The sequence below is a fragment of the Clostridium aciditolerans genome (assembly GCF_016316925.1).
Taxonomy (GTDB): domain Bacteria; phylum Bacillota; class Clostridia; order Clostridiales; family Clostridiaceae; genus Clostridium_AM; species Clostridium_AM aciditolerans.
Map to the genome: position 1 here is coordinate 25,996 of NZ_JAEEGB010000002.1, position 14,539 is coordinate 40,534.

At 32.9% G+C, this 14,539-nt stretch carries 11 protein-coding genes; all 11 read left to right on the forward strand.

What is annotated here, in order from left to right:
- Positions 1-90: 90 nt before the first annotated feature.
- The 11 genes from I6U51_RS00825 to ftsX all read left to right on the forward strand — a co-directional run bounded on the left by I6U51_RS00825 (position 91) and on the right by ftsX (position 14,420).
- Positions 91-960, forward strand: coding sequence for an AraC family transcriptional regulator (locus I6U51_RS00825; RefSeq protein ID WP_211140713.1), 870 nt, complete (start codon positions 91-93; stop codon positions 958-960).
- Positions 961-1,129: 169 nt separating this feature from the next.
- Positions 1,130-2,092, forward strand: coding sequence for a D-2-hydroxyacid dehydrogenase (locus I6U51_RS00830; RefSeq protein WP_211140714.1), 963 nt, complete (start codon positions 1,130-1,132; stop codon positions 2,090-2,092).
- Positions 2,093-2,580: 488 nt separating this feature from the next.
- A complete protein-coding gene (locus I6U51_RS00835) occupies positions 2,581-3,195 on the forward strand; it encodes a TetR/AcrR family transcriptional regulator (protein ID WP_211140715.1) in 615 nt (204 codons plus the stop codon).
- Positions 3,192-5,819, forward strand: coding sequence for a phosphoenolpyruvate synthase (gene ppsA, locus I6U51_RS00840; RefSeq protein WP_211140716.1), 2,628 nt, complete (start codon positions 3,192-3,194; stop codon positions 5,817-5,819). Before I6U51_RS00835 ends, ppsA begins: the two co-directional genes overlap by 4 nt.
- 82 nt (positions 5,820-5,901) lie before the next feature.
- Positions 5,902-7,158, forward strand: a complete 1,257-nt coding sequence (locus tag I6U51_RS00845; RefSeq protein ID WP_211140717.1) for an MFS transporter — start codon at positions 5,902-5,904, stop codon at positions 7,156-7,158.
- Positions 7,159-7,467: 309 nt separating this feature from the next.
- Complete coding sequence (locus I6U51_RS00850; protein WP_211140718.1) at positions 7,468-8,136, forward strand: response regulator transcription factor; 669 nt, start codon at positions 7,468-7,470, stop codon at positions 8,134-8,136.
- Positions 8,133-9,143 carry a sensor histidine kinase gene (locus I6U51_RS00855; RefSeq protein WP_211140719.1) on the forward strand — a complete coding sequence of 337 codons (1,011 nt, stop codon included), beginning with the start codon at positions 8,133-8,135 and terminating at the stop codon, positions 9,141-9,143. The genes I6U51_RS00850 and I6U51_RS00855 overlap by 4 nt, the downstream gene beginning before the upstream one ends.
- Before the next feature lie 297 nt (positions 9,144-9,440).
- Positions 9,441-10,313, forward strand: coding sequence for a sulfite exporter TauE/SafE family protein (locus I6U51_RS00860; RefSeq protein ID WP_211140720.1), 873 nt, complete (start codon positions 9,441-9,443; stop codon positions 10,311-10,313).
- A 452-nt stretch (positions 10,314-10,765) separates the two neighbouring features.
- Positions 10,766-11,536, forward strand: a complete 771-nt coding sequence (locus I6U51_RS00865) for an ATP-binding cassette domain-containing protein (protein ID WP_211140721.1) — start codon at positions 10,766-10,768, stop codon at positions 11,534-11,536.
- Entirely contained in the window at positions 11,526-13,529 is a 2,004-nt protein-coding gene (locus I6U51_RS00870) for an ABC transporter permease (RefSeq protein ID WP_211140722.1), read from the forward strand. Before I6U51_RS00865 ends, I6U51_RS00870 begins: the two co-directional genes overlap by 11 nt.
- Entirely contained in the window at positions 13,530-14,420 is an 891-nt protein-coding gene (ftsX, locus tag I6U51_RS00875; RefSeq protein ID WP_211140723.1) for a permease-like cell division protein FtsX, read from the forward strand.
- Positions 14,421-14,539 lie beyond the last annotated feature (119 nt).

Below are 14,539 nucleotides of genomic sequence, written 5' to 3' on the forward strand. Positions count from 1 at the left end.
AAATTAATAAGAATGAACCTACAAAATGCGGCATCAAATATCGAGTAGGGTTATTGTAAAAAAGATATTATTGAATTGGGAGTGAGAAGATTGGATTGGGTTGAGAGATTGAATGAATCAATAAACTATATAGAGAGAAATCTTGCCGGTGAAATATCCTATGAAACTATTTCAAAAATTGCTGGGTGTTCTATTTATAATTTTCAAAGGATGTTTTCATATATAGCAGACAAGCCATTATCTGAATATATAAGAAGCAGACGTTTAACCATGGCAGCCTTTGATTTATTAAATAGTACAGAAAGAATAATTGATATTTCTTTAAAGTATGGATATGAATCTCAAGATTCATTTACTAGGGCATTTAAAAATTTTCATGGAGCACTGCCTTCAAGTGTTAGGAACGGAACAGTTCAATTGAAATCCTGTCCTAAGCTCTCCTTTCAAATTACAATAAAAGGAGAAAATCATATGAATTATCAAATTGAACAATGGCCTGCATTTAGAGTAATGGGAGTATCACACAAAGTAAAAACATCAACAGCCTTTGAAGTAATTCCGCAGATTTGGGAAAACTCATGGAAGGATGGAACTATGAAAATGTTCTTTGAAAAATTTCCTGACTATAGACCTTCAGGAGTTTTAGGAATTGCTCAAGGTGGACAATGGGGCGAAGAAGAGGAAATGGAGTATATTGTAGCAGTAACAAATCATGTTGATGTACCAGATTGCAAACATGTTCCAGTACTTGAAGGAATGAAGGAATTTTCTTATCCTGCTGCAACATGGGCAATTTTTGAAGCTAATGGAGAATTACCAGAGGCAACACAGAGGGTTTATAAACAATTTTACGGAGAATGGCTTCCTAATTCAGGATATGAGTTAGATGATCTTCCAGTTATTGAGTGCTATATGCAGGAAAATCATCAAGAGATCTGGATTGCTGTTATTAAAAAATAGAGAAAAGAGAAAGAAGCATGCATTATTTATAAGTTTAAAAAGTATTGATTAAGATAAAAAGCGCACTTGGGAACACAAGCATAGAAATTGAGTTCATGAAGGAGATTTAGTAAAATTTATTAAATTACTAACTATATAGTATAATATATAGTAAAGGAAGTGGTAATAGATGAGAATTTTGGTTGTGATTTCATTAAATGGAGAAGAAAAAGAAAAACTTCAGTCAAAAATGCCAGAGGCAGAGTACATTTTTATAACTACTGAGGAAATTACTGATGAACTTGTAAAAAGTGCTGATATAATCATTGGCAATGTTCCACCACAATATATAAAGGGAAGTAAAAAGCTTAAATGGCTGCAATTAAATAGTGCAGGCACAGATGGATACTGTGAAGCTGGTGTAATTCCTGAAGGAGCGCATCTTACTAATGCCACCGGTGCCTATGGCCTTGCAATATCTGAACACATGTTAGGTCTAGTACTTGAAATTAAGAAAAAGCTGAATCTATATTATAGAAATCAGATGGAACATATATGGAAGGATGAAGGAAATGTTACTTCAATAGAAGGAAGTACCACACTAGTTGTAGGACTTGGCGATATTGGAGGAGATTTTGCCAGAAAAATGAAGGCACTTGGAAGTTATACAATAGGTATAAAAAGGACGAAAGGACAAAAACCAGAATATATTGATGAATTATATACAATGGAAGCCTTAGATGCCCTCTTACCTAAAGCAGATATAGTGGCTTTATCTCTTCCAGGAACAAAGGATACTTACCATTTGTTTAATAGGGATAAATTTAACTTGATGAAGAAAGATGCAATTATTATTAACGTAGGAAGAGGAAACTGCATATGTACTGATGATTTGTGTGATGCCCTTGAAAACGGAATTATTAGTGGAGCAGGACTTGATGTAACAGAACCAGAGCCATTACCATCTGAACATAGATTATGGGATGTACCAGGAGTTGTTATTACTCCTCATATATCAGGATTTTTTCACCTTCCAGAAACCTTGAGAAGAATTGTTAACATAAGTATTGAAAATCTCGAACATTTTAAGAAACAGGAGCCATTGAAAAATGTAGTTGATTTTGAAACTGGCTACAGAATACCTAGCAAATAAAGAACCTAGGAATTCATTTTTGACTTCCCCAGACTGCTGACAGACATATTTTGTCAGCAGTTTTTTTATTAACGGAGGGGCAGGATATTAACAGTGGTCTAAATTTTATCCGATGACTTACCCGCTCTAATACTCCCATCGCACTCTGTGAAAGCGATTCGCACCAAATCAAAGATTTGGGCTCTCTGCTTTTCTTCAAATGGGAGTAAAGAGCGGCTATGTCCCTGGATAACGATTTCTAAGCTTCAGGTGGAGGTTAAATGCCTAAATGGCATTTAACGGGCAGAATTGCCCAGTGGTCGCAGACAAACTCCACCTGAAGCCAAGAATTCTGTTTATAGCACCTTGTCTAAGTAATATATTAAAATTAAAGTTTAAACTTAATGAATAAAATATTATTGAAAACAGTGTTGACCGAATCGGTTTATGGTAATATAATTATATCATAATAAACCGAATCGGTTTATAAACTTTGAGAGGTGAAACTTATGGAGAAATTTTTTAATTTACCTACAGATAAACAAAAAACAATTATAGATGCTGCTCTTAAATGCTTTGGCACCAATGGTTATAAGAAAACCTCAGTAAGTGATATAGCTTCAGCGGCGGGAATTTCAAAAGCCATGGTGTTTCATTACTTTGGTACAAAAAAAGCCTTATATTTTTATCTAATTGAGTTATGTGGCAATATTGTGATGAAGGAAGTTGATGAAAAATTTGATTATACCGTCACTGACTTCTTTGAAAGGATTAAGCTTTCATCTAATATTGAAATTTCAATTATGAAGAAGCATCCCGGAATGCCATCTTTTTTAACAAGTGTATATTTCGAAAGTGATGAAGAAGTAAAAGAGGACATAAAAGCAATTTTAGCAAAAGGAGAAGGTTTTAGAAATAGAATTGCTTTTGATGGAATGGACTATTCAAGATTTAAGGAAGGCGTTGATCCAAAGCTCGTTATGAAAATGCTTCTTTGGCTTACTGATGGGTATATGAATCAAATATCAAACAAAATAGAAGTTGATTATGAAACTTTTTTCAAAGAATTTGAGGAATGTATAAATTTACTTAGAAATAATTTCTATAAGGAGGAATATGTATGAGTTCATGTGTGCTAGACTTTAAAGAGATTGATAAATCAAAGCTTCCAGTTGTAGGTGGCAAAGGCGCTAATCTTGGTGAACTGTCCAAAATTGAGGGAATACGTGTTCCAGATGGCTTTTGCATAACTACTGAAGCATATAAAAAAATTGTTGAAAACAATCCGGAGTTTAATGCATTGCTTCATCAATTATCTCTTTTAAAGGTGGATGACAGAGGAAAAATTGGTGAACTCAGTAAACAAATTCGCGAGATTATCGAAGGAATATCTATTTCAAAGGATATTGTGGAAGAGGTTTTAAAATATGTTTCAAAGCTTGGTGAAAAAAATGCCTATGCCGTACGTTCAAGTGCTACAGCAGAGGATTTACCTCTGGCTTCCTTTGCAGGACAGCAGGATACCTATCTAAACATTGTAGGGAAAGATGCCATACTGAAGCACATCAAAAAGTGTTGGGCATCACTGTATACAGATAGAGCAGTGATTTATCGTATACAAAATAACTTTGACCACCGCAAGGTCTATCTATCTGTAGTAATACAGAAGATGGTTTTCCCACAGGCTTCAGGGATAATGTTTACTGCAGATCCTATAACATCTAACAGAAAGGTTGTATCCATCGATGCAAGTTTTGGACTTGGGGAAGCCCTTGTATCAGGTCTAGTAAATCCAGATATCTATAAAGTTCGGGAAGGCAGAATAATTGATAAAAAGATATCCAAGAAGAAGCTGGCAATCTATGCACTTGAAAAGGGAGGCACAGAGGAGAAAGAACTTGAGGCTTCAAAGCAGGACATGCAGACCCTTTTAGATGATAGTATTTTAAAGTTAGAGAGTATGGGCAGAAAGATAGAAGCCTACTTTGGACGACCACAAGATATAGAATGGTGTCTTTATGGAGATAATTTTTATATTGTTCAGAGCCGACCTATCACAACATTATATCCTATACCACCAGAAACTAATGATGGAAAGAATCATGTGTACATCTCCTTTGGACACAGGCAGATGATGACTGAAGCCATGAGACCACTAGGATTATCTTTCTTTCAGGCTCTATTTAAACAGATGATTAACTCTGGTATGAGTGAGATGGGTGGGAGGTTATATATTGATGTGTCCCATGAGATTTCTTCACCTCTTAGCAGGAAGACTTTTATAAAAGGTTTCGATACGGTGGATGTTCTAATGAAAAATGCACTTATTAACCTAGCGAAACGAAAGGATTTTATCAAAACTTTATATAAGGGAAAGACAGCTATGGGTGCAAAATCAATGTACTTGAAATGGTTAAGGCTTACAATAAAAGACTATAGGAAAAATGATCCGGTTATAGTTGAAAGCTTGATGAACAACAATAGGGCTCTATTGCTAGAACTGGAGCAGAATATCACAAAAGTCTCAGGAGATGAATTGTTTAATTTTATTTTGAGGAGTATGGAGCGAATAAAGAATATTATTTTTAACAGCTATGGTGTGGTTTTTGCAGGTGCCTATGCTTCTTATTGGATAAACAAAAATATTGAAAAATGGCTAGGCGAAAAGAATGTAGCTGATACCCTTGCTCAATCCGTATCTAATAATGTCACATCTGAAATGGGTCTTGAGCTTTTGGATGTTGCTGATGTGGTAAGGCAGTATCCAGCAGTAATTGAATATTTTCAAAAACCAAAGGAAGAGACTTTTTTTGAGGATTTAGCTAAGCTGGAAGGTGGTCTAGCTGTTACTAATTCAATTAAAACATTTCTTAAGAAATATGGTATGCGTTGTTCAGCGGAAATTGATATAACTAGAACACGCTGGAATGAAAATCCTACTATACTTGTTTCAGCAATTTTAAGCAATATAAAAGCTTTTAGACCTGGTGCACACAGTATAAAATTTGAACAGGGTCTGAGGGAAGCAAAGCAGAAGGAGCAGAAAATCTTAAGTCGTCTTGAGAAATTGCCTGGTGGGAAAAGGAAAGCAAAGAAGGCAAAGAAAGCAATCAGCGTTTTACGCAATTATGCTGGTTATCGTGAATTTAATAAGTATATTCTCATATGGTTTAACTGGATTATAAAACAGGCACTTTTGGAAGAAGCAGATATTCTAGTTCAGAAGAGCATAATAAAAAATAGGGAAGATATATATTACCTAACCATTGATGAGCTTAGGAATGTTATTAGAACAAACCGATTAGATTACAACATGATAACTAAGAGAAAAGAGGAATACGAAATTTTCGAAAAGCTCACACCTCCTCGTGTCATAACTTCCGAGGGAGAGATTATATCAGGTGAATATAATACAGATAAGATACCTCAAGGAGCCTTAGCAGGAGTACCGGTTTCGTCAGGTGTCGTTGAAGGGCGTGCAAGGGTTGTTTTGAAAATGGAGGATGCCAATATAGAGGAAGGCGATATTTTGGTCACAACATTTACTGATCCTAGTTGGACTCCGCTCTTTGTATCAATTAAAGGTTTGGTTACTGAAGTAGGAGGGATGATGACCCATGGGGCCGTTGTTGCAAGAGAATATGGTCTACCTGCAGTGGTAAGTGTTGAGAATGCTACAAAATTGATCAAAGACGGGCAGAGAATAAGGATCAATGGAAAAGAAGGATACGTAGAAATCCTGCGATGAACAAGTTCAAAAGATACAATGCTAAAAGAGCGACTCAACCGAGTCGCTCTATAATGTGGAAAGGTTTGGAGGTGACGGGTTTATGAAAAGAGGTAAGAAAGCTTTGAATATAAACTTTATATTACTTATGTTTGGAAGAATGATATCCGATACGGGAACGGGAATTCAAATGGTGATTATGCCTTTATATATTATCGATTCAGGAGGCTCGTCAGCTACTGTTGGGTTGTTCTCCTTTATGTGTTTAGTGCCGGCTCTTATAATCTATCCCTTTGCTGGAGTACTTGCGGACAGGCTTAATCGTAAGATGATCACGGTGGCAACAGACTTAGCTAGTGCTGCGGCAATAATGGCTTTGGCTTTTGGTGCATATTCGGGCAGAATGAGCCTGACTTTGCTGCTGTGGATGCAGGTAGTAGTATCTTTGTTGTATGGTTTGTTTGATCCAGCTACTAAAGGAATGCTGCCCCAATTGGTGGCTCAGAATGAACTGACAAAGGCCAATTCTACTCTTGCAACGCTTAGAATCTTAGGCAGTCTGTTAGGTCCAGTAATTGGTGCTACACTGTATGCAAAAGTGGGCATTACAGTGGTGTTCTTTATCAATGGAGTCTCATTTTTGATGTCGGCGGGCAGTTCGTTACTGATCAGGTACAAGCATATAAAGCGAGAACCAGCCACTGGTGTACCAGGATTCACAGCAGATTTCTCAGATGGTATTAAATTCGTTCTAACTAATAAAGTAATACTTAAACTGTGTATTTTTTTCCTAGTAATATACGCCGTTATACAGCCAATATTTTCAGTTACATTGCCTTTGTTTTTTAGAACCCAATTGAAATATCCCGACACACAATACGGTTACCTTCAGATGATAATTATATTAGGAGCACTACTAGGGAGCATTCTGGTAAGCCTGCTATTTAGTAAAGAGCAGGAGATGACAAAATCACTTGTAAGCGGCTGCAGTCTACTAATGCTTGCAATGCTGACTTTTTCGTTTCTATTGTTTCCACATAGTTTGTTTTTACTAGGCAGAGGCAGCGTTTTGTACTTTAACTTACTGGCAGGAGTTCTTGGACTGTTAAGTATCGCCATTATGTTCATCAATGTTCCTGTGCAGACCTTTGTACAAAGAGCAACACCCAACGAATACATGTCTCGAATGTTTTCGATTGTTGGAATGATTACTAAGGGAGGCATGCCCTTAGGTGCGTTAGTCTATGGAATCATTCTTAATAGGGCTCCTGTACATTGGACGGTAATGACAGCTGCTTTGTTAATGATGTTAGTTTTAGTTGTGTTTATGGTCCCAGTATTGAAGAACCATGAACTTTAATCAAATATAAGAACACCATATTATTTAAGCTGATATGCTCTCCTTAAGGTAGATAGATTAAAAATAAAAATCTGTCATTAGGGGGAGTATTTTTGTGCGGAAGTATATTATTTGTACATTTTTACCAAAAACTTAAATAAGTAAGTTTCGAGGGTAATTATTAATATTATGGATAAAAATGTGGTTCAATATTTAAAAAAGCTTGCTATGAGTGATATACTATAAGGGAATATTGTAAGGTTTTAAATAAAATAGTAATTAGGAGAGAAGAGAGGATTAGGTAGTATTAATCTGAAGATGAGGTGTATTATGGAAAAGATATTTATCATAGAAGACGATTCTAGAATAAGAGATGAACTTTGTACTTTTCTTAATAGATATGGCTACAATAGTTGTTTCTCAATAAATTTTGAAAATATAGTAGAAGAAGCTATAAAGGAAAATCCATCTATTATTTTATTAGATATTAATCTACCATACTTTGATGGTCATTATGTATGTAGAGAAATTAGGAAGGTTTCACAGGTACCAATTATAGTAGTTACCAGCAGAGATGATGAGTTAGATGAACTTATGAGCATAAATTTAGGTGCGGATGACTTTATAACTAAACCTTATAACCTACAAATTTTATTAGCTAGAATTTCTGCTGTATTAAAGAGGACTTATGGAAATGAACAAGTTAATTCTCTAAGATATGAAGGAATTATTTATAATATTGCTGCTAGTGAGGTTGCGTTTAATAACAATAAAATAGAGCTTACTAAAAATGAAAGTAAAATTCTACATATTCTCATAAGTAATAATGGAAAAATTGTTTCCAGGGATGAAATTATGAAATCTTTATGGCAAGAAGCAGAGTTTGTTGATGACAACACACTAACTGTTAATGTAAATAGACTTAGAAAGAAGCTAGAAGATCTTGGGGCAGTGGGTTACATTCAAACTAAGCGAGGACAAGGGTATATTTTAGCATGAGAATAGGAGAGTATTTTAAGGAAAAGTCTATTTTTATTGCAATTGAGGTTTTTGTATTAATATTTACATCCATGATTTTAAAGGCTCTAAGTGTTGATTTGCATGCTATTATTTTTATAGTCATTTTAAACTTTGCAGCATTTATAAGTTTTTATTTTTATGATTACCTTACTAAAAGTAAATATTATAAAAAGGTATATGAAAATCTAGATTCATTAGATAAAAAATATCTGATTTCAGAGCTTATCTGCGAAGGAGATTTTTTAGAAAGTAAAATTTTGTATGATATTATAACTCAAACTGATAAGGCAATGAATGATGAGATAGGGAAGTTTATCAATGATAAACAAGAATATAAAGAATACATAGAAATGTGGATACATGAAATAAAGACACCTATAGCAGCCATTAAATTAATCATTGATAACAATAAATCTAGTGTAACCTCTAATATTCTAAATGAAATAGAGAGAGTGGAAAACTATATAGATCAGTCCCTTTTTTATAGTAAAAGCAATCAAGTGGACAGGGATTATATAATTAAGAAGTTAAATATTAAGGATTGTATTAATAATGTAGTCATTAGAAATTCCAACACTCTTATTGATAAACATATAAAGATTAAAATTATAGAATGTAATGAATTTGTTTTTTGCGACAAAAAGTGGATTGAGTTTATTTTACATCAAATAGTAAGTAACTCCATTAAATATATAGAAAAACTCGAGGGTGAGATTCTATTTGAGTGTAAAAATAATAATGGAGAAGTAATCTTAAATATAAGTGATACAGGTATTGGTATAAGTGAAAAATCACTAGTAAACATATTTAACAAAGGTTTCACTGGCGAGAATGGTAGAAAGTTTAGGGAGTCTACAGGCTTTGGGCTTTATTTAAGTAAAAAGCTTTGTGACAGTTTGGGATTAGGTATTAGCATAACTTCTAAAGAGGGGATAGGGACTACCGTTTCTGTACTATTCCCTAAAAACAATATGCATTTAGTTTAGGAAGTCCTAAACCTATTCCTGATATTTAATAACAACATATGCTTATCTCTTTTAAAAATTTGAAAATTTTGGTATTAACTAATTTCATTTCTTTGCAACCATATCGCTGAAAGTCGTTACAGGAAAAGCTGCTAAGATAAATATTATTGAAATTAAAAATGAAAACTGAATAAGTTTTTGTTTTTAATTTCAATTTTCTGAATTAACCTAACAATTCTCTTTAATATTTGCATAAAATATTATATAATTATAAAAAGGTCAAGTATTATTGTATTCAAATTAAAAGGAGATTTTAGCATGATCATTAAAATTGTTTCAGGAATTCTTATGGCTTTAACTCTAGTTTTTGCATTTGTTTTTTTCAAGGACTTCATGAAAACAAAAAAAGAAGGAAGACTTGAGAAAGGCGGTAACTGGTTAGTTTATGGAATAGTAGGTTTGATAGCAAATTTCTTTGATACTTTGGGAATAGGGAGCTTTGCCCCTACCACTGCAGTTTATAAATTTTTAAAGCTTGTGGATGACAGAATAATTCCAGGCACCTTGAATGTTGCCAACTGCATTCCTGTGGTAACAGAAGCGCTTATATTCATGACTGTTATTAAAGTTGATATAACTACGTTGATTACAATGATCATAGCAGCTACTGCAGGTTCTTACTTCGGGGCGGGAATAGTGGCCAAGCTACCGAAAAAAAAGGTCCAGATTGGAATGGGAATAGCCCTTCTGGTTGTTGCATTTGTAATGCTGTCAGGATTGCTAAATATAATGCCTATAGGAGGAACAGCAACAGCACTTACAGGAGTTAAGCTTGTAATAGGTCTGATAGGTAACTTTATTCTGGGAGCTCTAATGTGCATAGGAATAGGAAATTATGCACCATGTATGGCTTTGGTTTTTGCTTTGGGAATGTCTCCTAAGGTAGCATTTCCTATAATGATGGGTTCCTGTGCATTTCTTGAGCCTGTAGCGGCCATCAAGTTTGTTAAGGAAGGTGCTTATCACAGAAAGGTATCCTTGGCTACAAATCTTTTTGGTATTATAGGTGTTCTGATCGCTGCGTATATTGTTAAGGAACTACCGCTTACTACGTTAAAATGGGTGGTAGTGTTCGTAATTATATTTACATCCATCATAATGTTTAGATCGGCAATGAAAAATAAAAATTAATTTTATGCAAATTGAAGGGTAATTCTAAGGGAATCTAAGAATTACCCTTTTAATATTGTTAAAGTTTTTCATTTAAATTTGTTTTTTCCATCTGAGTTCGCTGCTTAAGTGACAAAAATGTTAGTTTTCTGTTATGCTATTCTATGGCTTATATTCATAAAAAAAGATAATATATACATGTAACTGCAATTCGTAAAGTAAAAAAATGGGTCGCATTTTTTAGAGGACAGAGGACAATGAAGGAGGATTTTTCTACGTTACACTACGAAAAATCTTTAATTATATTATAAGCCGATGTTTCACATTAGTGAAACGAGCTCAAAAACAAATTAGTTTTCTGACGTAAGGAAGAAAACTCACCTTCACTGTCCTCTGTCAATTGTCCTCTTAAAAATTGAAGATACATATAAGGCATCTAAGTTTCCAGAAAATATGGTCCTAAGGAGGCAATTGTGAGTAAGACAGTATTAAAAGTTCAAAACATAGAAAAATATTATGGCAGCAGTGGTGTTGTAACGAAAGCTATTAATAATATCAGCTTTCAGGTTGATGAGGGAGAGTTCATAGGAATCATGGGGGCTTCCGGCAGTGGTAAAACAACGTTGTTAAATTGTATTTCAACAATAGATAAAGTAACTAGTGGTCATATTAATATAGGTGACAAGGATATCACTGAATTAAATAAAAAGGAAATAGCTAAATTTAGAAGGGAAGAACTAGGTTTTATATTTCAGGATTTTAATATATTAGATACCTTAACAGCTTATGAAAATATAGCTTTAGCACTTAGCATAATGAAAATAGATAGTGAAAATATTGATAGGAGAGTAAAAGAGGTTGCTGAAACACTTAATATAACAGATATTTTAAACAAATATCCCTATGAACTATCTGGAGGAGAAAAGCAAAGGGTGGCAGCAGCTAGAGCAATTATAACAAATCCTTCTTTAATACTAGCAGATGAGCCAACAGGAGCTTTAGATTCTAAAGCAGCTAAACTCCTACTTGAAAGTTTAGAAGGTTTAAATAAAATTAGAAATTCTACAATAATGATGGTAACACATGACCCCTTCACAGCTAGTTATGCAAAAAGGATATTATTCATTAAGGATGGTAAGATATTTAATGAAATCATAAGAGGGAAGGACTCTAGAAAAGAATTTTTCAATAGAATTATAGAAGTAGTATCTCTTCTTGGAGGTGACGTAAGAGATGTATACTAAGCTTGCCAAAAGAAATATGGAAAGAAGTTTAAGAGACTATACCATATACTTTTTAACCTTAGTATTTGGAGTATGTATCTTTTATACCTTTAATTCTATTAGTTCTCAAAAGATTATGATGAAGCTTAATGAATATCAGCTTCACATTTTCCAGAAAATAGATGAGTTAATGGGGATAGTATCTATATTTATATCATGCATACTTGGATTTCTAATAATATATGCTAACAGTTACCTTATAAAACGTAGAAAAAAAGAATTTGGAATATATTTAACTCTAGGAATGGAAAGTAGAGAAATATCAAATATATTATTGATTGAAACTATTTTAATTGGAATATTTTCTTTAGGAATAGGATTATTTTTAGGAGTTTTCTTATCTCAAGGAATGTCAATTTTTACGGCAAAATTATTTCATGTGAAGCTGGAAAGTTTTAAATTCACATTTTCCAGTGGAGCATTTATAAAAACTATAGTTTATTTTACAGTAATGTACATAGTAGTATTTTTATTTAATACTATATCCATAACAAAGCTGGAGCTTATTGACTTGTTAACGGATGGAAGAAAAAATGAAAAGATAAAAGTAAAGAGTTTAAAAACTTCAATGATAATATTTATTATTAGTATTATTTTAATAGCAGGTGCTTATTATATAATTTTAAGTAACAATTTAAGAATAATATTTGCGGATATAACTATTATTATACCTATAACACTGGTTGTAATTGGAACCTTTTTATTTTTCTTCTCTTTATCTGGATTCTTATTAAGGTTAGTTCAAAATAGTAAAAGAATATATTTAAAAGAATTAAATATGTTTTTATTAAGGCAGATAAACAGCAGGATAAACACTACCTTTATGTCTATGTCCTTCGTATCTTTAATGATATTTATGTCAATATGCCTGCTCGCAGGTGGGTTTAGCATTAGCAAAACTTTAAATAAAAACATAGATGATTTACCACAATATGATGTTACTTTGCTTTATGATGGTAAACTGCCAATAAATGAGTTTTTGAATAAAAACATAAATTTAAATTATTATGCAGAAGATTACGTTACTTATTATGATTATTATAATAAAAATGAAGATGAGTACTTAGGGATTAAAACTTATATTGGTAAGGAGGAAGGGGAGAAAAATAAGTCAAATGTAGATGTTGCGAAGGATAGGTTAATAACAATAATGAAGCTATCTGATTTTAATAGCATTATGAAATTTTATAAAAAGGAAGGTATAACTTTAAATAAGGGAGAGTATGCAGCCTTTGGAGATATAAAAGAGCTATTACCTTCTATTCAAAAAGCAATGGATAAAAAAACAAAAATTAAAGTAGGTGGACAGGAATTAATACCTTCAAAAAAACCTGTTATGGAGGTTACCATGGAGGGTATTCCTGCTAAAGGTAATGCTTGCACTTTTATAGTAAGAGATGAGCTGGCAGAGGAATTAGTGCCAGGTTTAGGCTTTTTAGATCTCAATTTTAAGGGGGACAAAGCTAAGAAAGAGAAGGAGTTTTTAAAGGAGGTACATACACTATCTGAGAGTAAAAAAAATGAAATAACCCTTATATGTAATACTAATGAGCAATTAAGAGCAAGCGTTTTTGGAATGGCAGGAATGGTTTCTTATTTAGTTCTTTACATGGGATTAATATTTTTAATAATATCAGCAGCAATATTATCTCTTCAGCAGTTATCTCAGTCAGCGGATAACATTGAAAGATACAAGTTTCTCAAAAAAATGGGTGTAGATGATGAAATGCTAAATAAAACAATATTGACACAAACAGCAATTTATTTTATGCTGCCACTATTTCTAGCATTAATTCATTCTATTGTTGGATTAAAGGTAGCAAAGGTAGTCGTAAATTATCTTGGAACTGTTAACGTTACAGGGCAGTTTTTAATAACCGCGCTTATTTTCATCATAATCTATGGGGGATATTTTTGGACTACTTATATTGGAGCTAGAAAGATGGTGAAATAATTGATTATAAAAAAATCTGTTTTAAAAGATGCTTTAAAAAGTCTTAGAAGAAATGCTGCTGTTAGTCTTGCTTCCATTGCTACAGTAATATCAACATTATTTGTTTTAGGAATGTTTTTGTTATTCATATTGAATGTTAAAATGGGGATTATCGGTATTTACTCCCAATTTGAAATATGGGTGACTTTAAAGGATGATATAAAGATTACAGATCAGCAAAATATATATAATAAAATAAAAGCGGCAAAGGGTGTAACTGATATTACCTTTGAAAATAAAAAACAAGCTTCAGCAAATATGAAAAAGAAATTAGATAATAGAAACAAAAATTTATCAGCGCATTTTGAAAATGATACTCCCAAATCAGCATCATATATAATTAAAGTAAATGGACCAGATGAGATACCTAAAATAATTTCTCAAATTAATGGATTACAAGGTATAAAGGAAATTAGTGGTGGACAAAGTATCCCAAGAAGAATTTTAGTACTTACTAAAGTAATTCAATGGGGAGGAGTGATAATTTTTCTTATACTTGTGGTAGTATCATTTTTTTTAATCAAAAATACAATAAAACTTGCCATATATCCAAGACGTAATGAAATTAATATAATGCAATATGTTGGTGCAACAGATTGGTTTATTAGATGGCCATTTATTTTTGAGGGAATGATAGTTGGAATTTTAGGAGCAGTGTCCGCAGCAATAGCAATTTACTTCTTATATAGTTTTATATATAGACAAGTAGCTCCTTATTTGGCAACAATGTTCATTAGTGTTATAGATCCGTCTTTTATAATAACAACTATGTCATGGAGCTTTATGCTTATTGGAACAATCTTATGTGCTGTAGGAAGTGTTTTGGTTATGAGAAAGTTCTTAATAGTTTAAAAGAAGATGTGTTGTTGGTATTGGAAAATTACGATATAAGAATCATTTTATTGAGCTAGCAGAAATTTTATTTGATTTTAAATGACTAGTTGTTTTCATGATCCTAAGTGACAAAATTG

Coding starts and splice junctions, on each gene's coding strand:
- I6U51_RS00830 (WP_211140714.1), top strand. CDS start 1,130: ATGAGAATTTTGGTTGTGATTTCATTAAATGGAGAAGAAAAAGAAAAA.
- I6U51_RS00835 (WP_211140715.1), top strand. CDS start 2,581: ATGGAGAAATTTTTTAATTTACCTACAGATAAACAAAAAACAATTATA.
- ppsA (WP_211140716.1), top strand. CDS start 3,192: ATGAGTTCATGTGTGCTAGACTTTAAAGAGATTGATAAATCAAAGCTT.
- I6U51_RS00845 (WP_211140717.1), top strand. CDS start 5,902: ATGAAAAGAGGTAAGAAAGCTTTGAATATAAACTTTATATTACTTATG.
- I6U51_RS00850 (WP_211140718.1), top strand. CDS start 7,468: ATGGAAAAGATATTTATCATAGAAGACGATTCTAGAATAAGAGATGAA.
- I6U51_RS00855 (WP_211140719.1), top strand. CDS start 8,133: ATGAGAATAGGAGAGTATTTTAAGGAAAAGTCTATTTTTATTGCAATT.
- I6U51_RS00860 (WP_211140720.1), top strand. CDS start 9,441: ATGATCATTAAAATTGTTTCAGGAATTCTTATGGCTTTAACTCTAGTT.
- I6U51_RS00870 (WP_211140722.1), top strand. CDS start 11,526: ATGTATACTAAGCTTGCCAAAAGAAATATGGAAAGAAGTTTAAGAGAC.